Source organism: Priestia sp. JV24 (genome assembly GCF_025910025.1).
Taxonomy (GTDB): Bacteria; Bacillota; Bacilli; order Bacillales; family Bacillaceae_H; genus Priestia; species Priestia megaterium.
Map to the genome: position 1 here is coordinate 32332 of NZ_JAPCIN010000008.1, position 21765 is coordinate 54096.

The window sequence follows — 21765 nt, forward strand, 5'->3', positions numbered from 1 at the left end:
TTGATTATAGCATGTAAGGTTTTTATTACGAATTATTAAAGATTCTTATCTTTTTGCAAATACACATTGTATTTCATAGTTTTAACAATTATGATAAAAAAGCAAGTGTCAAAATAGGAAAATAGTTGAGCATGTAAAACGAAGCGATAAGCTTATTAATTTGAAAGAAAGGCAAGGTACATAGCTTTATGTGGGAAATTATTGTAGCAATCATTTTAGGGATTGTAGAAGGTTTAACAGAGTTTGCTCCTGTTTCGTCAACTGGGCATATGATTATTGTGGATGACCTGTGGTTAAATTCCAAAGAATTATTTTCATCTCCAGTAGCTAATACATTTAAAATTGTTATTCAGCTAGGTTCGATCTTAGCAGTAGTAGTTATTTTTAAAGATCGTTTCATTAATTTATTAGGATTGGGAAAAAAGCCAGCTGCTCCAATTGGACCGACAAATCGCTTGAATTTAATGCAGGTAATTGTTGGACTGTTACCTGCAGGAGTGTTAGGACTTTTGTTTGATGATTACATTGATGAACATTTGTTTTCTTTAAATACGGTACTAATTGGCTTAGTAGTCGGAGCTGTATTAATGATTCTAGCAGATTTGTTTGGACCTAAACGTCCGCGTGTAGAGACGGTGGACCAAATGTCTTATGGACAAGCACTGGGTATAGGACTGTTTCAATGTATTGCTCTTTGGCCAGGTTTTTCTCGTTCAGGCTCAACGATTTCAGGAGGGGTTCTTCTTGGAATGAGCCATAAGGCAGCGGCAGATTTTACATTTATTATGGCAGTGCCAATCATGGCAGGAGCAAGTGGACTTTCATTGGTTAAAAACTGGCAGTATTTCACATCAGATGCACTACCGTTTTTTATTGCTGGTTTTATCAGCGCCTTTATTTTTGCGCTGGTATCTATTCGCTTTTTCTTGAAATTAATTAATCGTATCAAATTAGTACCATTTGCACTATATCGAATTGTTTTAGCAGCTATTCTATATTTTGTATTTTTATAAAAAAATACGCGTGTTCTTTATTCCCTTAAACTTCTAATAGAGACTCAAAGAGCAAGAAAAAGCTATTGCAACATTGCAATAGCTTTTTTGCATAAATATATATTATCGCCTTTTGAAAGCGTTTTATAAACATAGGTATTGACAAAACGTGTCGAAAAATAGTAAATTAATATTTGTGCAGTATAAAGTTAAGTAAAAGTAAGACTTCTGTTTAGTTTTATTGACTGTAAAAAACGTATGACAACGTATAGATCGTTTTAATTTTATAAAAACTGAATAATAAGCTTAATCGTATAGAGCGGGGGAATCATTATCGGCAGTAAAGCTGCCTTGGGGTGAATCCTTACAAAAGGTAGGAAACTCTCAATTCCGAATCCGACAGTTAACCCCGTTTGCTTCATTGAGAGAAAGAGCCCAAAATAGCGTAAGTAAAAGGCTGTTCTTTCTTAAGAATAGTCTTTTTTTGTTTTTTCAGAAAAATATATACAAATGTCATACATCTTTGGGGAGGTACATCTATGAAAAAAATTCGTTTTGGTTTGGCTACGCAGATTTTTACCGGATTAATCCTCGGTGTTCTTGTAGGGGTAATTTGGTTTAATGATCCGCGTGTAGTAACATACCTACAGCCGCTAGGAGACCTATTTTTAAGATTAATTAAGATGATTGTTATTCCAATTGTTATCTCAAGCTTAGTCGTTGGAGTTGCAGGAGCAGGGAGCGGTAAACAGGTCGGAAAGCTCGGCGTTAAAACCATTCTCTATTTTGAAATTATTACGACTTTTGCAATTGTAATCGGTGTATTGATTGCTAATATTTTCCATCCTGGGCAAGGTGTAGACATTCATTCAGCACAGAAGAGTGATATTTCACAATACGTTGAAACATCCGAACAGCAAGAAGGAAAGTCAGTGGCTGAAACTTTCTTACACATTGTTCCGACAAACTTTTTCCAGTCAATTGTTGAAGGAGACATGCTAGCAATTATCTTCTTTACAGTGTTATTTGCACTTGGAGTAGCGGCAATTGGAGAAAGAGGAAAGCCAGTTGTACAATTCTTCGACGGTGTTTCTCACGCAATGTTTCACGTGGTAAACCTTGTAATGAAAGTGGCGCCAATTGGTGTATTTGCTTTAATTGGTGTAACAGTTTCAAAATTCGGCTTAGATTCACTTCTTTCATTAGGAAAGCTTGTTATCTTAGTTTACTTAGCTTTAATTTTCTTCCTACTTGTTGTATTAGGAGGAATTGCGAAATGGGCAGGAATTAACATTTTCCACTTATTCCGCTATATGAAAGATGAACTGTTGTTAGCATACAGTACATCTAGTTCTGAGACAGTTCTTCCGCGTATTATGGAAAAACTTGAAAAGATGGGCTGTCCAAAAGCTATCGTATCGTTCGTTGTACCAATTGGTTATACATTTAACCTAGATGGTTCCGTTCTTTATCAAGCGATTGCAGCGTTATTCTTAGCGCAGGTGTACGGTATTGATTTAACGATCGTTCAACAGCTGACGCTCATTCTGGTATTGATGGTTACATCTAAAGGAATGGCTGCCGTGCCAGGAACATCATTTGTTGTATTACTGGCTACTCTTGGAACAATCGGTGTTCCGGCAGAAGGATTAGCCTTCATTGCTGGAGTAGACAGAATCATGGATATGGCACGTACGGTTGTTAACTTAGTAGGAAACACACTAGCAGCAATTGTGATGTCTAAATCTGAAGGCAAATTTGACCCTAAAAAAGGTACAGAGATCATGAGAGCCGGCTAATTTATAAATTAAAAAGCTACTTATTCTATTCGAAAAATTAGAATAAGTAGCTTTTTTCATAATAATTCCTTTATTATTATGGGAATTGACCCTATAATATGTAACATCAGGTATAAATATATCCAAATTTTATTCTTACATAAAAGCAGTCACTGGTTCCTTTCTTTATCAATAAATATAGAGATAGCTTAGCTAGTAGGGGGATAGTAGAGTATGTGGAAAAAGCGAATATGGGTCATCGCCTCGATAGTAATCGTATGTTTGTTAATCCCTTACAGTTTACCAATTGTGTTTGCTTTATTAACAGCATTAGCGCTTGAGGGTATTGTTCAAAAATTGCATCAATCTTTTAAAATGAAGAGAGTCTATGCAGTGCTTATGACCTTCATTTTATATGTTGTTTCGCTCATACTTATTGGATTTTTTATTGTTCGGACAATCGTTACGCAAGTGGTTGCTCTTTCAAAAATAGCGCCTTCCTTTGTAAAAGAAATCTATGAAACCGCGATTTTTCCAACTATTATTAAGTGGAAATACTATTCAAATGCTCTTCCTACAGAAGTGATTTCTTCTATCGAGCGCACGCTTGAAAAAACCGTAAATTCATTAGATTCTCTATTAAAAAGTACCGTGGAAATCATCATTAGCTTTGCTGCTACTGTTCCTGGGTTTCTATTAGAGTTTCTTATTTATTTAGTAGCACTTGTATTTATCAGCCTTGAGCTGCCTGCTATTAAAAATAAAATTAAGTCATTTTTAACAGAAGAAACGAAATATAAGCTACAAGTTGTCATCACTCAGCTTATCCAAGCGGGGGTTGGTTTTATTAAGGCACAAATTATCTTAAGTGTCATGACGTTTGTAATGGCTTATGTAGGGCTTTGGTTATTAGATGTTCCGTATACCGCGCTGCTTAGTTTATTAATTGTAATTGTCGATATCTTACCAATCCTTGGGACAGGCTCGGTGCTCGTTCCATGGGGGATTTTTGCTCTTACGCAAGGGCATGACTCATTAGCAATCGGCTTATTTATTCTATTTGGAGTCATTACGGTAGTAAGACGTGTAGTAGAACCAAAAGTATTTTCTACAAATATGGGTATTTCACCTTTGGCTGCACTAGTTAGTTTGTACATTGGATTTAAACTTTTAGGCTTTGTCGGATTATTTTTAGGACCGGCTTTAGTTATTTTATACGATGCTCTTCGTAAAGTAGGTATTATTCAAATTAACTTTAAACTATAAAAGTGCTGGATAAAACTAGCGCTTTTTTTTTATTGAAACTTTTGTAGTACGTAATACGTAAAGAGGGAAAGGAAAAAACTATGCCGCGTTGGTTTTTATCTATCAATCGGCTAAATTATAGTTTTGCAGTCTTAGATTTAATGATATGAGGAGGAGAATTTTTGTTAGAGTCGGTTTTACTTTCTTTAATTGAAGCGCTAAAACAGCTCTCTTATTTTGGCGTAATTCTAGCATTAACGTTTGAGTTTGTCCCGGCAGAGCTTGTTTTACCTTTAGTAGGTTATTGGGTGTACCAAGGTGATATGAACTTGTATCTGGCTATCCTTGCAGGTACAGTAGGCGGTGTTTGTGGACCGTTGACTCTTTATGGACTGGGACGTTACGGTGGACGACCGCTGGTTTTAAAATATGGAAAATACTTTTTGGTGAAAGAAAAAGAAATTGACGCCGCCGATCGCTTTTTTAATAAGTACGGCAGCGGGGTTGCTTTTTTTGGACGCTTTATTCCAGGAGTGCGCACGGCTATCTCTTTTCCGTGCGGGATGGCAAAAATGAATGTATGGCTGTTTTCTATTTATACATTTGTGGCGATGCTTCCAGTAACGGCTATTTACGTATATTTAGGATATAAGTTAGGACCTAAGTGGAAAGAGGTGGGGCCGATTGTGTCTCAATATATGCAGCCTATTGGAATCGGAATTGTTGTTTTAATTGCATTGTTTTTTATCATTAAATATGTGCGGAATAAACAAGTAGGGCAGAGCTGATAAATCGAGGAAAAGAGTGAGGATATGTCAGAGCATGAGCAGTTAAGAGTAGAGTTACGAAAAATTGAAAAGTGGGAGAAAGACCAAAAAGGACTTTTTTTCTGGGAGCGGCTGGCTCGTTTGCCTTTTTCAGCTTTAGATAAAGTAACGCCAAAATTCATTCATCAAAAAATAGAAAAATTATTAGATGAAATTGCTAAGTATGTTGATAATGGAGGCCAGTATTTAGCTAATACGTCTGCCACGCTAGAAAAAGCATCAGCACAATTACAAGAAAAGAAACAGCTTTCGATAGAGGATATTCAGCATTTATCTCTGCAAGAAATGGATGAATTGGCAGAGCATTTTATTGAAGTCCGAAAAAAGAACGCACAGCTTCAAGGAGCCACAACCGGGATAGGCGGGATTTTTACACTAGCTATTGATGTTCCTTTTGTATTAGGGCTTACACTTAAGACACTGCAAGAAGTGGCTGTTTCTTATGGTTACGACCCCACTGAGCAAGAGGAACGAATTTTTATGGTCAAATGCATGCAGTTTTCGTCTTCTGACATTGTAGGGAAACGTGCGATTTTAGAAGAATTAGCAAGCGGAAATCGAACGCAGAGCTTGCAGCAGCTGCAAGGGTGGAGAGAAGTGTTTCTAACCTACAGGGACAACTTGGGCTGGAAAAAGCTGTTCCAAATGATTCCTATAGCAGGAATGGTATTTGGAGCGTATATTAACAAACAAGCAATTAGCGATATAGGGGAAGTTGGAATGATGCTTTATCGTAAAAGACGTATTTTGGAAAAAGTCTCACAATCGCAAAAATAAAAAGAGACTGGTACGAAAGTATTTTAGTTGAAGAAAAATCCGAACGAGTTTGATTCTTGGTTGAGAATCAAATACGTTCGGATTTTTTCATTGGTATAGTAAATGTAGCTTTCATGTGTTAAGTCTAGTTCCTTAATCAAAATAAAAAGTAGGAATGGTAATAGTATTTTTTCGTCTAGCAATCAGTAAATAAATAATTCCGATTATACTCCATATAATACCGATAAATAAGGATGTTGTTTCTAAGTTAAGCCACATAAAAAACAAAAATAAACTGCCAAGTAAAGGCATAAGTACATATGAAATATATCCACTGAAGGACCGCTTATTTTGATGAATAAAATAATGGATAAAAACCGCTATGTTCACTGAACTGAAAGCAATTAAAGCACCAAAATTAATTAAAGAGGTAGCTTTTTCAAGAGACAGACCTAGTGAAATTAAAGAGAGGCCACCAATAATCACCACGTTCCAAATAGGCGTCTTTGTTTTAGGGTGAATATAGCCAAAAATTCTCCGAGGAAGATAACCATCTTTCCCAATTGCATAGAGAAGTCTTGATGCACTCATATGTGAGACAAGTCCAGAAGCAATAGTTGAAGTCAAGGCCGCTGCTACAAAAATAGATTGAAAAAGCTGGCCGCCAATTTTATAAGCAATTTCCGCTGATGCACCTTCTAAATCATGAAACAAAGAGGCTGAAGGGAAAAGGAGCTGAGCAAAGTAAGAAACTGTGATAAATAAGGCGCCTCCCGTACATGCAATAATGAGAATCCCTTTAGGAATGGTTTTCTCAGGCTTAAGTGTTTCTTCTGCCATGGTGGTTACAGCATCAAATCCTAAAAAAGAAAAGCATAAAATAGCTGCTCCGTTTAATAACAGAGATATAGAGGCCGATTCACTTATAAACGGTTTAAATGATAGCTCTTGGCCTTGAGTTGTAGCACTTAAAATAATAAAGATAATAGCGACTAAAATTTGAAAAGCAACTAATAGCGTACCCAAAGAAACGGTTAAATGAACGCTAAAAATATTCATTATGGTCATGATCACAACAAAGCTGATAATCCATACGGCCTTTGGAACACCTGGAAACAGAGAGCTTAGGTAAATATTTGTCAAAAGTGCATTGATCATTGGCAGAAATAGATAATCAAGAAGAGCCGTCCATCCTACCAAAAAACCAATGCTTGAATTCATTACTTGCTGTGCGTATGTATAAGAGGAACCAGCTCCGGGAAAAGCTTTTACCATTTTTCCATAACTAATGGCTGTAAATAAAATAGCAATCAACGTGAATGCATAAGCGCCTGAAACATGTCCATCTGTTGATTCAGTTACAATGCCAAATGTATCAAAAACGGCCATAGGTGCCATGTAGCCTAAGCCTATCACGACGATATGCCATAATTTTAATTGTTTAAGAAGAGAAGGTTCATGATTCATATTTGTCATCCTTTCTGTGTATAATCATTCTGCATTATTTATTATTATACTATATTATTAGGTTTGTCATCTTTTTTTGAAAAAGAAGAGAAAATTGCGCGCTAAGAGATAAAAAGCGTTTAATTGATTACTAGATAAAGCAAAAAAATGCTTTTTTTCACTTTGATTTTTACCATTGAGTCTAGAAAGTATTTTACATAAAATGAAAGAAAGTAAAAAAGCTTCGTTTAGGGTGATCTACTTGTAATAAATACGAAAACAAATTTTTGAATGCGGTTACATTTTTGTTGGTATACAAAGTTAAGAATGATGGTAAAGGAGATGAAGGAAGTGATTGCTACACCCTATATAAACTTGGAGATAAACAAGGAACCAGGTGTGCATGTCGTATTGGATGAAACGAAAAAAGATGGTGTTTATTTTATTAAATTAACGGTCAAGTCGGTTAAAAAAAGAATTCTTCCAAAAATGAAATTAAAATGGAGCGTTCCATTGTTAGATATCCAACTATATAAATCTTTACAAACTAGTAAGGGCGATGTGAGTGCCTCTTTTGTTCATTGTTTTATGAATAAGAATGGCTCTAACCGTTACACCATTGCATGTTCAGACATGCATCAGCCTATTCTGTGTGCCACTAATTGGAAAGAAATGTGTCTAGATGTAGAAATGACTTTATTTAGTGAAAGCACTTGGTCTCTTCATAGCTATGAAACTGAACTGCGAGTAGACACAAGAATGGTTGAAACAGAAGAGTTATTCAAAGATTTAGCGAAATGGTTTGAGAGAAAAGAGATTAATCTAGCATCTGCTTTTGAGCATGCAACGGCAATAGATGAAAAAGGAAATGTCTCGTTAGATATTTGATGGTAAGGAGAGGGATAAAGTGGGAATCTTATTTAATGAACGTACAAAGGAATTTCACCTGCAGGGACGCGATGTAAGTTATATCTTTTCAGTGTTGAGAAACGGGCAGCTTGGTCACTTGTACTATGGAAAAAAGCTTAAGCACCGTTCATCTTTTCAGCATTTTTTACGTGTAGAAACAAGAGGAGCTAGCGCTTCGGTATATGAAGGAGAACTAGCATTTTCTCTTGAAACAATCAAACAAGAGTATCCTTCTTATGGAACAACAGATTTCAGAGAGCCAGCCTATCAACTTCTTCAACAAAACGGAAGCCGAATCACAAATTTTGAATACGATAACCATAAAATTTACAAAGGCAAGAAGCCATTAAACGGCTTACCTGCTACATATGTAGAAGAAGAGAGTGAAGCCACGAGTGTAGAAGTTGAACTGATTGATAAATTGCTCAATGCATCACTTATTTTAACGTATACCGTTTACGAAGACCGAAATATTATTACGCGTCACGCACGATTTGAGCATAGAGGAGAAGAACCAGTCGATATTTTGCGTATCATGAGCGGCAGCATTGATTTGCCTACATCAAATTATGAGATGGTTCAGCTTTCCGGTGCGTGGATTCGAGAAAGACACGTGAAAACACGAATGCTTCAGCCAGGTATTCAAAGTATTTCTAGTGCGAGAGGTACAAGCAGCAGTCAGCAAAACCCATTTTTAATTTTAAAGAATCCAGCTGCAACTGAACACAGTGGAGAAGCGTATGGTTTTAGTCTTGTATACAGCGGAAACTTTCTTGGACAAGTGGAAGTAGATCATTATGATGTATCAAGAATAACGATCGGCATTCATCCTTTTGATTTTCAGTGGCGACTAGAAAGGGGACAAACTTTTCAATCACCAGAACTAGTACTGGCTTATTCAAATAGCGGGCTAAACGGCCTTAGCCAAGAGTATCATGAGCTTTATCGCAAGCGTCTTGCTAGAGGAAAATGGCGGGATTTGGAGCGACCAGTTTTAATCAATAACTGGGAAGCGACGTATTTTGATTTTAACGAAGAGAAAATTGTACATATTGCCAAAGAAGCGCAAAAGCTAGGCGTTGAACTTTTTGTATTGGATGACGGCTGGTTCGGTAAACGTAACGATGATACAACTTCTCTTGGAGATTGGTTTGTAGATGAAAATAAGCTTCCGGGCGGTATGAAGTCATTGGCTCAAAAAGTAACGGATTTAGGTATGGACTTTGGGTTATGGTTTGAACCTGAAATGATTTCAAAGCAAAGCAACTTGTATGAAAAGCATCCAGATTGGTTGATTCATGTGCCAAATCGTCATCAGTCTCATGGACGAAATCAATACGTGCTTGATTTTTCAAGAGAAGAAGTAGTGAATTATATCTATGAACGAATGGAAGCTATTTTAAGTGAAGCGCCTATCTCTTATATAAAATGGGATATGAATCGAAATATAACGGAGATTGGATCTGTAGGGCTGCCCGCGAACCGTCAGTTTGAAGTAGTACATCGCTATATTTTAGGTGTGTATGACTTGTATGAGCGACTAACAAGGAAGTTTCCGGATATTTTATTTGAATCATGTGCAAGCGGGGGCGCTAGATTTGATCCGGGAATGCTTTATTATGCTCCTCAAGCTTGGACGAGTGATAACACGGACGCGATTGAACGTCTAAAAATTCAGTACGGCACGTCTTTTGCCTATCCAATCAGTTCAATGGGAGCACACGTATCGGCCGTACCAAATCATCAAGTACGCAGAGTAACAAGTCTAGAAACAAGAGGAGACGTTGCGTATTTTGGCGCATTTGGTTATGAGTTAGATGTTACGCTGATGACAGAAGATGAAAAAGAAACTGTAAAACAACAAATTCAGTATTATAAAAAACACCGATCCCTTATTCAAAATGGCATATTCTATCGTTTAAAAAGTCCGTTTGAACAAGATGGAAATGTGACGAGCTGGATGGTTGTTTCATCCGATCAAAAACAGGCAATCATCGGTTATTATCAAGTATTGTCTAGACCAAATCCTTCTTACGAACACATTGAGCTAAAAGGGCTTCATCCTGATTATGAATATACAGTGATGGAAACAGATCAAACAGCTTATGGAGATGAGCTCATGTACGCAGGTATTGCTCTAACTCATGAGTATCCGGGTGTTGAAGCATACGCTGAAAAATCTGGAGACTTTGTATCGGTTATTTACACACTGCAAGCACAATAAGCAAAAAGCCACTTCTATATCATAGAAGCGGCTTTTTTAGTTAACTATTATTTATACAGTGTTGACATAAAAGGAGAAGTAATGGTAACTTTTAGTTATAATTGTTAACTTTATATTTTTTTAGTTTACTAAAGTGGAGGGGAATCGATGGAAACCACAAGTTTAAGAAATTGGAAAGCACTTGCTCAGTCTATTATTAAAGGGAAAGAAATTACATATAATGAAGCGCTTCAACTTCTTTATGTACCGGATGAAGAAGTGTTAGAGGTCATGAATGCCGCGTACTTAATTCGTCATCATCATTATGGAAAAAAAGTAAAGCTTAATATGATTATTAATACTAAATCGGGTTTATGCCCAGAAGACTGTGGATATTGTTCGCAGTCGATCGTATCAGAAGCGCCGATTGATAAGTATGCGTGGTTAACAAAAGAGAAAATTATAGAAGGTGCTTTTGAAGCTCAAAAAAGAAAAGCAGGTACATATTGTATCGTGGCATCAGGCCGCCGCCCTACGGATAAAGAAGTAGCGCACGTAGTGGGAGCGGTAAAAGAGATCCGTCAAAAGACAGACTTAAAAATCTGTGCTTGTCTAGGATTTTTAACAGATGATCAAGCACACGAACTAGTCGAGGCGGGTGTTCATCGCTATAATCATAATTTAAATACTCACGCTGATAACTATGACAATATTTGTTCTACGCATGGCTATGAAGATCGAGTTGATACGGTTACTACATCTAAAAAAGCAGGTTTGTCACCTTGTTCCGGTGCGATTTTTGGAATGGGCGAGACAAATGAACAAGCCGTGGAATTAGCTTTTCAAATTAAAAAGTTAGATGCAGATTCTATTCCATGCAACTTTCTTGTTGCCGTTCCAGGAACGCCTCTAGAAGACAAAAAGGCGTTAAAGCCAATGCAATGCTTAAAGCTGTTAGCGATGATGCGTTTTGTAAATCCAACGAAAGAAATTCGAATTTCAGGAGGCAGAGAAGTCAATCTCAGATCACTTCAGCCGCTTGGTTTGTTTGCTGCAAACTCAATTTTTGTAGGTGACTATTTAACGACTCAAGGTCAAGAACCTACAGCTGACTGGGGTCTGATTGAAGATTTAGGATTTGAAATTGAAGAATGTGCACTGTAAAGCCGTTGAGAAATCAACGGCTTTTTGATTTTTAGGCGATTTACAGGAACTATACGGTTTTTTTACAAAACTCAACAGCTTCTTTATATTTCCTTCATAAATAACCATTATTATAAAACATGTGAACGATAAGTGAATAGTTACTAAGGTTATGAAATTGAGAAACCACAAAAAACAATAGGTCTATATCAATACCCTATGCGTTTTTTGTGGTTTTTTGTGAATGAAAGGAAGGCATCGTTTTGAATAAGGAAGCAGATTTCTTACAACAGCTTGGGCAAGACCGTTTGATTGCATCCATTAAAAGCCCGAAAAATTTAGAACAATTTTTAGAAACAGAGATCCAGGCCGCCTTTTTATTAACGGGCAATATTAGTGTGATTAAACACTATGTAGATTTACTCAAACAGCATAATCGAACGGTTTTTTTACACGTTGAAAAAATTCCAGGGATTAGCTATGACCGAGAAGGGCTTAAATTCCTTGCTAAGTTTGTAAAACCTACAGGTATCGTAACCACTAAAAGTTCACTCATTAATTACGCAAAGCAAGAAGGACTGGTTGCTATTCAGCGGCTGTTTCTAGTGGATACAGACGCGGTAGCACAAGGGTTGAAAACCGTTCAAGATATTAAACCGGATGCATTAGAACTAATGCCAGGATTAATTCCGGAGATGATAGAGAAAGTCGTTAAAAAAACAAGTATCCCTATTATTACAGGTGGACTCATTCAAAATGAAAGCCATATCCAAGCTGCTTTAAAAGCGGGAGCTACGGCAGTTTCTACAGGGAAATCATGGTTGTGGAAAAAATATGAATGATAGAGAAAGGAGCGTTTTTAATGAAAAAAGTAGAGCTAGTTAACATTGGGAAGTCATACGATCAAAAAACAAATGTTATTCAAGATATTAACTTCACAATTGAACCGGGAGAGTTTTTCGTACTAGTAGGTCCTTCCGGATGTGGGAAAAGTACAATGCTGAGAATGATTGCCGGATTGGAAGAAGTCACGCAGGGAGAGCTACTAATTGGAGATGTAAAAGCAAATAAACTGCTTCCAAGTCAGCGCGATTTGTCAATGGTGTTTCAAAACTATGCCTTATATCCGCATTTGACAGTGGAACAAAATATTCTTTTTGGCCTGCATACAAAGAAAATTTCAAAGCAAGAACAGCAAAAGCGCTGCAGGGAAGCAGCAGAGATGCTTGGTTTAAGTGAATATCTAAAGAGAAAGCCTAGACAGCTTTCGGGAGGACAGCGTCAGCGTGTAGCGCTTGCACGTGCTATTGTTACTCATTCGCCTATTTGCTTGATGGATGAGCCGTTATCAAATTTAGATGCGAAGCTGCGCGCGAAAATGAGGTCAGAAATTCGCCAGATTCAGCGTAAGTTAGGTATTACGATGATTTATGTCACGCACGATCAAACAGAGGCGATGACGATGGCGGATCGAATGATGATTTTAAATGGAGGAAATATTCAACAAGTTGGACGTCCGCTTGATATTTACAATGCACCAAAGAACACGTTTGTAGCATCTTTTATAGGTTCTCCCCCTATGAATTTATCAAACGTTTCTATAGAAAATAACTTACTAGTTTTTGAAGATAGAAGAGCTATTTCTATGAGTACACCACACAGTAACCTTAACGGTAAAAAAGAAGTTGTGGTTGGAGTGAGACCTGAGCATATACAGCTTGCCACAAACGATAATACGAGTTTTATTGTGGAAGTAGATAATGTAGAAATTCTAGGCACGGAAACACTGCTTACATTTCATATGGGTGACAAGCAGTGGATGGCTAAGTGGAACGGTCAATGGACTATAAAGGTGGGGGAGCGAGTTCCTATTTTTATCGATCCAAAACACCTGTTTTTATTTGATGGCGATACAGGATCATGCTTGCACTACGAACCATCAGCAGAAGATTTAACTGTAAAGGGGGCATTAGTATGAGTGCTGTTACCAAAACAGCAAACTCACCTGTTTCTGTTTTAGCAAACCCAAAAGAAAAAAAATCAATGCCTACTATCATTGTTGGACTAGCTTATTTACTGCCATCATTACTGTTATTTAGTGTATTTCTTTTCTACCCAATGATTAAGACATTATATTTAAGTCTTTTTATTACGGACACACAGGGAAATCCCTTGAATTTTGTAGGACTGCAAAATTTCTTATATCTATTTACAGATCCTAATTTCTTACAAAGTATGAAAGCTACTTTTCTATTTGTACTCTACACAGTACCTATTGGCTTAGTTATTGCCTTATTCCTAGCGCTAATCGCAAATGAAAAGCTAAAAGGAATTGGTTTTTTCAGAACAATGTTTTCATCTACGATGGGAATGAGCGTAGCGGCTTCTTCTGTGATTTGGATGTTTATGTATAATCCGACAATCGGGGTTATCAATAAAGTATTAAACCTTGTAGGGATTCACGACGTGCAGTGGTTATTAGATCCTAAGTATGCATTGGTTGCTGTGTCTATCTCGACGATTTGGATGAACATTGGGTTTACCTTTTTAATTTTACTTGGCGGGTTGCAAAATATTGATGGAAAGCTGTATGAAAACGCGCGTATTGCTGGAGTTAGCTATTGGTATCAGCTCCGTAAAATTACGCTTCCTATGCTTTCGCCAACGCTGTTTTTTATTATTACGGTTTCCTTTATTAACGCGTTTCAAACGTTTGGACAAATTGACATTTTAACAAAAGGCGGACCTACAGATTCCACAAATGTCATTGTTTATTCAATCTACAAAGATGCATTTGTAAACTACAATGTTGGCTCTGCAAGTGCTCAAGCTACAATATTATTTTTCTGTATTCTACTGGTTACCGCTCTTCAATTCAAGCTTGGAGAAAGGAAGGTACATTATCAATGAGCATCACGAGAAAATGGACAACTTATTTGTTACTCATTGCAGCTACTTTAGTATTGATGTTTCCTATCCTATACGCTTTTTCCATTAGTTTTATGAGTGGAGCGGAAGTGTTAGAAGGGAAGATTTGGCCGTCATCTTTTTCATTTGAAAACTATCGGGACGCTTTTGAAAAAGTTCCGCTGCTTCATTATTTAATTAACAGTTTTGCTGTGTCTATCTTTGTCATGGCCGGGCAGCTGTTAGTTTCAAGTTTGGCAGCTTTTGCATTTGTATTTATTAAATTTAAAGGAAGAGATGCTATTTTCTTTCTCTTTATTTCTACGATGATGATTCCATGGGAAGCAACGATGGTTCCTAACTTTTTAACAGCACAAAAGCTAGGATGGATTAACAATTATTTAGGATTAACGATTCCTTTTTTTGCTTTAGCGTTTGGGACATTTTTGTTGCGTCAGCAGTTTAAAACCATTCCGAATGAGTTATATGAAGCTTCTCAAGTTGCAGGGATCAGCCGCTTTCGTTTCTTTTGGAACGTCGTGCTCCCTGTGTCTAAAACAAGTCTAGTTACGCTTGGTGTATATAGCTTTTTAACAACATGGAATATGTATTTATGGCCACTATTAGTGACAAATACAGAGGATGTTCGTACCGTTCAGATTGGTTTAAAGCAAATGCAAACACAGGAGATTTCAACTGATTGGGGAGTGGTTATGGCCGCTGTCATTGTTGTAATCTTACCGACATTATTACTATTATTCCTAGGTCAAAAACGTCTTCAAAAAGGATTAACCCAAGGTGCAATTAAATAGGAGAGTGAATGTGATGAAAAAGATATTGGCTATCGTAACGGCATGCTTGCTAGTTATTCTAGGTGCTTGCTCAAATTCAACTGGTTCTTCGGAAGCGCAAGAAACAAAAAAAACAGCATCAGGTAAAACAGAAGTCGTATTTTGGCACGCTATGAGCGGTGACCTTGAAAAATCACTCAATAAAATTGTCGATGAGTACAACAAATCTCAGGACAAAGTCGAAGTAAAGCCTGTTTTCCAAGGAACGTATGAAGAAGCACAAACAAAATTTAACACAGTAGCAGGAACAAAGGATGCACCGGCTATTATGCAAACGTTCGAAGTGGGAACAAAATTCATGATAGACAGCGGTAAGATTCAGCCTGTTCAAAAGTTTATCGATCAAGACCACTATGATACTTCACAGTGGGAGAAAAACATTTCAAGCTATTACCAAGTAGATGGAAAGCAATACTCAATGCCGTTCAACTCTTCAACACCTGTTCTTGTTTATAATAAAGATGCCTTTAAAAAAGCAGGGTTAGATCCTGAAAATCCTCCAAAAACGTATGATGAATTAAAGGCGGCTGCAAAGAAATTAACAGAAAAACAAGGAAATAAAACATCGCAATACGGTTTTTCAATTCTAAATTATGGATGGTTCTTTGAAGAGCTAGTTGCTTCTCAGGGCGGCTTGTATGTAGATCACGAAAACGGCCGTAAAGGTGATGCTGAGAAGGCAGTATTTAATGGAAAAGAAGGACAAAACGCATTTAATTTAATCAATGATATGTATAAAGAAGGTACATTCTACAATGTAGGACAAAACTGGGATGATATGCGCGCAGCATTTCAATCTAAAAAAATTGCAATGTTCCTGGACTCATCAGCAGGTATTAAAACACTAGTAGACAATGCTCCATTTGATGTAGGCGTATCTTATATTCCTGTCCCAAAAGAAGAGGATCGCCAAGGAGTAGCTATTGGCGGAGCATCTTTATGGATGTCTAAAGGAATCAGTGATGAAACATCAAAAGCAGCCTGGGACTTCATGAAATATTTAGCAACACCAGAAGTTCAAGCAAAATGGCACGTAGAAAGTGGATACTTTGCAGTTAACCCAAAAGCGTATGAACAAGATATTGTGAAAAAAGAGTGGGAGAAATATCCGCAGTTAAAAGTAACGGTTGATCAGCTTCGTGAAACAAAGCCTACTCCAGCTACACAAGGTGCTTTAATTTCTGTGTTTCCTGAATCGCGTCAAAAAGTAGTAACAGGGATGGAAAGCCTATATCAAGGAGTAAAGCCAAAAAAAGCGCTTGATCAAGCAGCAAAAGAAACAAATAGAGCATTAGAAGTAGCCAATCAAAAATAACGTATGATTACGAAGCTCGTCTTTCAAGTTATTTTGAGGACGAGCTTTTTACTTAGTGAATGACTAGTTAGGAGAGATAGAGGACAATGAATAGTTCAATTGATCTTTATGCGCATCGCGGCTTTAGCGGACGATATCCTGAAAATACAATGATTGCATTTGAAGAAGCTAGGAAAATGCAAGTTGCAGGTATTGAATTAGATGTACAATTAACAAAAGACGGGGAAATAGTAGTTATTCACGATGAACGAATTGACAGAACGACGAATGGAATGGGGTATGTTCAAGAATTTTCATACAAACAGCTGCGTTTATTCGATGCTGGCAGTTGGTATGACTCTCGTTTTTCTAAACAATGGATTCCGACATTAGTAGAAGTGTTTGAGTGGATGATGGACAAAAAGACAAAATTAACGGTGAATATTGAATTAAAAAATGACCGAATTTACTATCCAAAACTTGAAGAAAAAGTTCTTCGTCTAATCGATGAGTTTGATTTAGAAGATCAGGTTATTTTGTCATCTTTTAACTATGATAGTTTGGCTAAAGTGAGATCTCTCCATTCATATATACCAACAGGTTTTTTATTTGAAGGGGTGAGCGAAGATGCGATTGGAAAAGCAAAATCGATAGGAGCGCACCTACACTGTGATATGTCGTTTGCTCTTTCTGCGTATGGGAAAAAAGCAAAGCAAGAAGGATTAGACTTGCGGGTATATACGATTAATGAAATGGATAATTTTTTAAAGCTCCAGCAGGTTTCAGTAAAAGTCGTGATGACAGATTACCCTAACCGTTTTTCCTCTACCATGTTCAAAGGATGACGTAGAAAGAAGCTGTGACAAAAGTACTTGATCCACAGTGAAAAACGAACCCTTGATCAACATGTTTGATTAGTGGTTCGTTTTTTTGTTGTGGTGAACGTGAGTTTCATCTGTTTCGGTCCTTCTAGCAGTTGATTGGAGGGCAAGGCGAAGACTCCTGCGGAAAAAGCGCAAGCAACGAGGAGGCTCAGCCACCGCCCGCGGAAAGCGAAGTCTTGCATGGAAATCAACTGCGGTGTAACAAGCGGTTCGGCTCATGTCTCCCATTTGTTCGTCTTTAGGTTGGATTAAGTTTGTTATGTCTCAATCTCTTTTTTTGGAAAAAATATTATTTTATTCTGAATAGTATAAAAGTTATGTTGTGAAATTGTTTTATAGATGATATATTGAGAATAGATTATAATGTTCCTTATGAAAGCGAATACATGTTGCGTAGCTCCGCAAACGTTCATTTGCTGGTCCCTAGCATCGTCTGTTATCTCTTTTAGGAGGAATAAAAAATCATGTATGATCAAGATACTATCTATATTATTGGAGATGCCAAAGCTCCTCAAAGCAATCCGATTACTAAAAAGTTCAATCAGTATTTTTTAGGACTGGTAGTTGATAAAACAAATGGAAAAATTATTGATGTGGAATGCTCAGCGACGATTGAGTTGACCGTTCGATTTGTTCAATCAATTTTTATTGGACGTCATATAAGTGATCTCACCCTTACAGACGACATTAACAGCCGCTACTTCGGGTCTTCCCAAAAAGCGCTGGTGGTAGCGTTTCATGATGCACAGAAAAAATATCAGCAAATAACAGCTGCTTTGTCTACATAGACCTAGACGAAATCCAGCCTGACGTTTTCAAACGTTGGGCTGGATTTTGTTTTGTATAAAAATATTTTCGTGGAGATGAAGGGGGAAGAATAAATGATTCAAGATGGATTTATGTATGTGAGTGTGTTAACTGCCTTTGCTGCGCTCATGGTAGGGATTGAAAAAAGATTTAAAGCCAATCGATTTTTTAAATTTATCCCGGGTATTGTACTTATTTATATAGGAGCTGCTCTTATGCAAACGGCAGGGGTATTTGGGGATAGCGAATCAAATGTCGCCATGTATACGGGCGTTAAAAATGCACTGCTTCCGGCCATGCTGATGCTTATGCTGTTAAAGTGTGATGTTCGAAGTGTAATTAAACTTGGTCCAAGAATGCTGGGAGGATTCATCGTTGCGGTTTTTAGCATAATGGTAGGTTTTATCCTCGTCTATGCCATCTTTAAGAATTTCTATGTAGAGGACACGTGGAAAGCTTTTGGTGCTTTATCAGGAAGTTGGACCGGAGGATCAGCTAACATGGTTGCTCTCCAAGGGATTTTGGATGTTCCAGAAAATATATTTGGCTACGCTCTTATGATGGATACGATTAACTATGCCGTATGGGTTATGTTTATGTTTTGGCTTGTACCATTTGCATCTAAATTTAATAAATGGACAAAAGCAGACGTCAGCTTTATTGAGAATAGTATAGATGAAGTCGCAGCAACTTCTGAAAGCGAAAAAGAAGGCCCGCAGTTTCAGTATCTTCTTTACTTACTTGGTCTAGGTTTGTTCGTTTCAGCATTTTCTACGTTTATCGGAGGGCGTTTGCCTGAAGTGGGAGCGGTTATTAATGCAACGAGCTGGACGATTATGATTGCTTCTGTGGTTGGTCTAGTGCTTGCTGTAACCCCAGCGGCAAAAATTCCAGGTACGCTCGATGTATCAAACGTTATGTTATACATCGTTGTAGCGTTAATTGCTTCCCAATCAGATTTTTCAAATTTAGCTCAGGCTCCTATTTACTTAGTATCTGGTTTTCTTATTATGTTCGTGCACTTAGTGATCATGCTGTTGCTAGCTAAACTATTTAAATATGATTTATTTACGCTCGGAGTAGCAAGTTTAGCTAATATTGGTGGAATGGCGTCTGCTCCAATGCTTGCAGCTGCCTATAACCGTGCACTAATTCCGGTAGGAGTTATTATGGCTCTGATGGGTTCCTTCTTAGGTACTTATTTTGGTATGATGATCGCCAAAATTTTAGGGGCGATCTAAGAATAAACCAAAAATACGTATGAAAGAATATTTGTGCTGAATCGAAAGGAAGCGATTGAAATGATAATTAAAGACATAACTGTAAAGCATCAAACCGTTCCACTGCTCGTTCCGTTTAAAACAGCGCTTCGAACAGCAACAGAGATAGACAGCATAAGTGTAGAGATTCAGTTAGAAAACGGAATAAAAGGAAAAGGAGCGGCTTCGCCAACATATGTTATTACAGGCGATTCTTTAGAAGGCATTCAAGCTGCACTTCAAGGACCTATTAAACTAGCGCTAATAGGGGAGGATATACGTCAGTTTCAAAAACTCTTAAAAAAAATTCAAAGCTGCTGTATTCACAATTCAAGTGCTAAAGCAGCTGCTGATATCGCTTTGCATGATGCCTATACAAAGTTTCTTAACATTCCTTTATATGCTTTCTTGGGCGATAAGCAGCCTATCTCTACGTGTATGACGATAAGTGTTGATACACCTGAGAAAATGGCTGAAGACGCACAAAAAAGTGCAGCGGACGGATTTGACATTTTAAAAGTAAAGGTAGGTTCAATTCCTGAGCTAGACCTTGAGCGTATTAAACATATTCGCTCTGTCATTCCGGATCATGTAAAACTTCGTTTGGATGCAAATCAAGGGTGGACTCCAAAACAAGCAGTGCAATTAATTAATAAAATGGAAACTTTCAACTTTGGTATTGAATTGGTAGAACAACCTGTCCCTGCTCATGATTGGGAAGGGTTAAAGTTTGTGACTGAACGAGTAAACGTACCCATTATGGCAGATGAGAGTCTATTTTCTTCCAAAGATGCATTAAGGCTTGTAAGCGGGCGGTACGTGGATCTTTTGAATATTAAGCTAATGAAGTGCGGAGGAATTAATGAAGCAAGAAAAATCGCAAGTATTGCTGAGGCGAACGGTGTTGCATGTATGATTGGAAGCATGATGGAACCATCACTTTCCGTGGGAGCAGCTGCTCATCTGGCAGCCGCTCATCCGAATATCACGTATTTTGACTTAGATGCTCCTCTTTGGCTTTCAACTGAACTGGATGTGTTAAAGTACAGCGGTCAAGAGATTTTCTTATCAGATCTTCCTGGAATAGGAGAAATCACCGTTCCTATCTCAAAATAAAAGGATAGTAATATAGTAGAAGGAGAGAGACGATGAATATAAAGCGTTGGCTTTTAACGGCAACAACAGTTATTTTAGCTACATTTGGGGTCAGTGCAGTTCCTTCTGTTCATGCTTCTGAAGAAAAAGAAACTGCTTATATAGATGTCGCAGCAGCTACTCTGTGGACAGCACCAAACATCTTGCGGGAAGTGGACGCTCCGTCAGCTACTAATCCTGTAGATATGAGAAAGTGGACCACATCGATGAATTTGAAACAGAAGCAGCAGTTATCTAGCGATGGGATGCTTGAGACACAAGCGTTATATGGAAACAAAGTAACGGTTTTAGACGAACAAGGAGACTGGGTCAAAGTAGCTGTAGACGGACAGCCTACTTCTCGAAATGAATTAGGATATCCCGGATGGATGCCTACTAAACAATTAATCTATAGCAAAAGGTACGAACAGTATGCAAAGAAGCCTTTTGTAATGGTGACGGCTCCGACTACTTATTTATATCATTCGCCTTCTTTGAAAAAGAAAGGTATTGAAGTTAGCTATAATACGCGCTTACCTCTTGTGGCAAAGTCAAAGAGTGCATATAAAGTATTAAAACCAAATGGAAAGACAGCATGGATTTCTACAAAAGCAGGAAAAATCTACGCGTCTCAAAAAGATATTCCTGTACCAACTGGCACGGAGCTTGTTGAAAGTGGAAAGGCATTTTTAAATCTTCCATATTTATGGGCTGGCATGAGTGGTTTTGGATTTGACTGCTCTGGATTTACGTTTACGATGTACCAATCCCATGGTATTACGATTCCACGTGACTCAGGGCCACAGTCTCGAGCAGGGAAACCAGTAGATATGAACAACCTTCAACCTGGAGACTTATTGTTCTTTGCCTATAACCAAGGAAAAGGAAGCGTCCACCATGTAGCGATGTATGCTGGAGATGGCATGATGATTCATTCGCCGAACTCCGAGCGGACAGTAGAGATTATTCCTTTAAACACAAAGGGATATATTGAAGAGTATGCAGGTGCACGTCGTTATTTACCTTAATCAGTAAGATAAGAAAGAAGCTCTTTTTGTGAAGAGCTTCTTTCTTAATATAGATTACATATAGGTTACAGATGAAAAATTAGAAAATTTAGTTTATTTACGTTTAACTACTTCTCGGTAAGGGAAGAAATTAAACAAGAGAAAAAAACATTTTTCTTCTTGAAACATATTGACTTTATATGCAAAGCGTTATATTATTATAAAGCGTCGTTGAGACATACTCTTAACAGCGAAGCTGAAAAAAGAATTTTAAAAAGTTGTTGACATTACGTTGATAACTTGATAAGATAATAAAGTCGCTT

General features: G+C 37.6%; 19 protein-coding genes and 1 riboswitch. Of the genes, 18 read left to right on the forward strand and 1 reads right to left on the reverse strand.

The features are described 5' to 3' along the window. The first annotated feature begins 188 nt into the window (after positions 1–188). From OK414_RS02135 to OK414_RS02155, 5 genes are all read left to right on the forward strand, one after another. Positions 189–1013 (forward strand): undecaprenyl-diphosphate phosphatase, encoded by an 825-nt coding sequence (locus OK414_RS02135; protein WP_013055186.1) that lies wholly within the window; start codon positions 189–191, stop codon positions 1011–1013. 272 nt (positions 1014–1285) lie between these two features. Continuing rightward, positions 1286–1425: riboswitch (cyclic di-AMP (ydaO/yuaA leader) on the forward strand. Between the two features lie 106 nt (positions 1426–1531). After that, entirely contained in the window at positions 1532–2791 is a 1260-nt protein-coding gene (locus tag OK414_RS02140; RefSeq protein ID WP_016762884.1) for a cation:dicarboxylate symporter family transporter, read from the forward strand. A 213-nt stretch (positions 2792–3004) separates the two neighbouring features. Then, a complete protein-coding gene (gene ytvI, locus OK414_RS02145) occupies positions 3005–4036 on the forward strand; it encodes a sporulation integral membrane protein YtvI (RefSeq protein WP_016762885.1) in 1032 nt (343 codons plus the stop codon). Positions 4037–4197: 161 nt separating this feature from the next. Further along, a complete protein-coding gene (locus tag OK414_RS02150) occupies positions 4198–4803 on the forward strand; it encodes a DedA family protein (protein WP_013081566.1) in 606 nt (201 codons plus the stop codon). 24 nt (positions 4804–4827) lie between these two features. Continuing rightward, positions 4828–5619 (forward strand): EcsC family protein, encoded by a 792-nt coding sequence (locus OK414_RS02155; protein WP_013081567.1) that lies wholly within the window; start codon positions 4828–4830, stop codon positions 5617–5619. A 132-nt stretch (positions 5620–5751) separates the two neighbouring features. On the opposite strand, the gene OK414_RS02160 is transcribed toward OK414_RS02155, so the two are convergent. Then, positions 5752–7065 (reverse strand): APC family permease, encoded by a 1314-nt coding sequence (locus OK414_RS02160; RefSeq protein ID WP_095380501.1) that lies wholly within the window; start codon positions 7063–7065, stop codon positions 5752–5754. A 321-nt stretch (positions 7066–7386) separates the two neighbouring features. On the opposite strand from OK414_RS02160, the gene OK414_RS02165 reads away from it, so the two are divergent. The 13 genes from OK414_RS02165 (at position 7387) to OK414_RS02225 (ending at position 21463) form a co-directional block, all read left to right on the forward strand. Further along, positions 7387–7932: a hypothetical protein gene (locus OK414_RS02165; RefSeq protein ID WP_230586593.1), complete on the forward strand. Its 546-nt coding sequence runs from the start codon at positions 7387–7389 to the stop codon at positions 7930–7932. Positions 7933–7951: 19 nt separating this feature from the next. Continuing rightward, positions 7952–10177: an alpha-galactosidase gene (locus OK414_RS02170; RefSeq protein WP_034654657.1), complete on the forward strand. Its 2226-nt coding sequence runs from the start codon at positions 7952–7954 to the stop codon at positions 10175–10177. A gap of 147 nt (positions 10178–10324) precedes the next feature. Next, positions 10325–11320, forward strand: coding sequence for a biotin synthase BioB (gene bioB, locus OK414_RS02175; RefSeq protein ID WP_047933219.1), 996 nt, complete (start codon positions 10325–10327; stop codon positions 11318–11320). Positions 11321–11562: 242 nt separating this feature from the next. Beyond that, positions 11563–12141, forward strand: a complete 579-nt coding sequence (locus OK414_RS02180) for a glycerol-3-phosphate responsive antiterminator (RefSeq protein ID WP_016762890.1) — start codon at positions 11563–11565, stop codon at positions 12139–12141. Positions 12142–12161: 20 nt separating this feature from the next. After that, positions 12162–13277, forward strand: coding sequence for an ABC transporter ATP-binding protein (locus tag OK414_RS02185; RefSeq protein ID WP_263046134.1), 1116 nt, complete (start codon positions 12162–12164; stop codon positions 13275–13277). Next, the gene (locus tag OK414_RS02190) at positions 13274–14209 is read left to right on the forward strand and encodes a carbohydrate ABC transporter permease (protein ID WP_216877175.1); all 936 of its coding nucleotides are present in this window, start codon (positions 13274–13276) and stop codon (positions 14207–14209) included. The genes OK414_RS02185 and OK414_RS02190 overlap by 4 nt, the downstream gene beginning before the upstream one ends. Further along, positions 14206–15018: a carbohydrate ABC transporter permease gene (locus OK414_RS02195; protein ID WP_047933226.1), complete on the forward strand. Its 813-nt coding sequence runs from the start codon at positions 14206–14208 to the stop codon at positions 15016–15018. The genes OK414_RS02190 and OK414_RS02195 overlap by 4 nt, the downstream gene beginning before the upstream one ends. Positions 15019–15031: 13 nt before the next feature. After that, positions 15032–16372, forward strand: a complete 1341-nt coding sequence (locus OK414_RS02200) for an ABC transporter substrate-binding protein (protein WP_013081576.1) — start codon at positions 15032–15034, stop codon at positions 16370–16372. An 86-nt stretch (positions 16373–16458) separates the two neighbouring features. Then, positions 16459–17196 carry a glycerophosphodiester phosphodiesterase gene (locus OK414_RS02205; RefSeq protein WP_095380503.1) on the forward strand — a complete coding sequence of 246 codons (738 nt, stop codon included), beginning with the start codon at positions 16459–16461 and terminating at the stop codon, positions 17194–17196. Between the two features lie 503 nt (positions 17197–17699). Further along, positions 17700–18023, forward strand: a complete 324-nt coding sequence (locus tag OK414_RS02210; protein ID WP_013081578.1) for a DUF3870 domain-containing protein — start codon at positions 17700–17702, stop codon at positions 18021–18023. A 93-nt stretch (positions 18024–18116) separates the two neighbouring features. Next, on the forward strand, positions 18117–19283 hold the full coding sequence (locus OK414_RS02215; protein ID WP_263046135.1) for a DUF819 domain-containing protein: 1167 nt from the start codon (positions 18117–18119) through the stop codon (positions 19281–19283). A gap of 60 nt (positions 19284–19343) precedes the next feature. Next, the gene (locus tag OK414_RS02220; protein WP_034654668.1) at positions 19344–20417 is read left to right on the forward strand and encodes a dipeptide epimerase; all 1074 of its coding nucleotides are present in this window, start codon (positions 19344–19346) and stop codon (positions 20415–20417) included. Between the two features lie 32 nt (positions 20418–20449). Further along, the gene (locus tag OK414_RS02225; protein ID WP_263046136.1) at positions 20450–21463 is read left to right on the forward strand and encodes a C40 family peptidase; all 1014 of its coding nucleotides are present in this window, start codon (positions 20450–20452) and stop codon (positions 21461–21463) included. Positions 21464–21765 lie beyond the last annotated feature (302 nt).

What these genes read in the sequence shown, in the direction of transcription:
- OK414_RS02135 (WP_013055186.1), top strand. Translation starts at nt 189, where the DNA reads ATGTGGGAAATTATTGTAGCAATCATTTTAGGGATTGTAGAAGGTTTA.
- OK414_RS02140 (WP_016762884.1), top strand. Translation starts at nt 1,532, where the DNA reads ATGAAAAAAATTCGTTTTGGTTTGGCTACGCAGATTTTTACCGGATTA.
- ytvI (WP_016762885.1), top strand. Translation starts at nt 3,005, where the DNA reads ATGTGGAAAAAGCGAATATGGGTCATCGCCTCGATAGTAATCGTATGT.
- OK414_RS02155 (WP_013081567.1), top strand. Translation starts at nt 4,828, where the DNA reads ATGTCAGAGCATGAGCAGTTAAGAGTAGAGTTACGAAAAATTGAAAAG.
- OK414_RS02160 (WP_095380501.1), bottom strand. Translation starts at nt 7,065, where the DNA reads ATGAATCATGAACCTTCTCTTCTTAAACAATTAAAATTATGGCATATC.
- OK414_RS02165 (WP_230586593.1), top strand. Translation starts at nt 7,387, where the DNA reads ATGAAGGAAGTGATTGCTACACCCTATATAAACTTGGAGATAAACAAG.
- bioB (WP_047933219.1), top strand. Translation starts at nt 10,325, where the DNA reads ATGGAAACCACAAGTTTAAGAAATTGGAAAGCACTTGCTCAGTCTATT.
- OK414_RS02185 (WP_263046134.1), top strand. Translation starts at nt 12,162, where the DNA reads ATGAAAAAAGTAGAGCTAGTTAACATTGGGAAGTCATACGATCAAAAA.
- OK414_RS02190 (WP_216877175.1), top strand. Translation starts at nt 13,274, where the DNA reads ATGAGTGCTGTTACCAAAACAGCAAACTCACCTGTTTCTGTTTTAGCA.
- OK414_RS02195 (WP_047933226.1), top strand. Translation starts at nt 14,206, where the DNA reads ATGAGCATCACGAGAAAATGGACAACTTATTTGTTACTCATTGCAGCT.
- OK414_RS02200 (WP_013081576.1), top strand. Translation starts at nt 15,032, where the DNA reads ATGAAAAAGATATTGGCTATCGTAACGGCATGCTTGCTAGTTATTCTA.
- OK414_RS02205 (WP_095380503.1), top strand. Translation starts at nt 16,459, where the DNA reads ATGAATAGTTCAATTGATCTTTATGCGCATCGCGGCTTTAGCGGACGA.
- OK414_RS02210 (WP_013081578.1), top strand. Translation starts at nt 17,700, where the DNA reads ATGTATGATCAAGATACTATCTATATTATTGGAGATGCCAAAGCTCCT.
- OK414_RS02215 (WP_263046135.1), top strand. Translation starts at nt 18,117, where the DNA reads ATGATTCAAGATGGATTTATGTATGTGAGTGTGTTAACTGCCTTTGCT.
- OK414_RS02220 (WP_034654668.1), top strand. Translation starts at nt 19,344, where the DNA reads ATGATAATTAAAGACATAACTGTAAAGCATCAAACCGTTCCACTGCTC.
- OK414_RS02225 (WP_263046136.1), top strand. Translation starts at nt 20,450, where the DNA reads ATGAATATAAAGCGTTGGCTTTTAACGGCAACAACAGTTATTTTAGCT.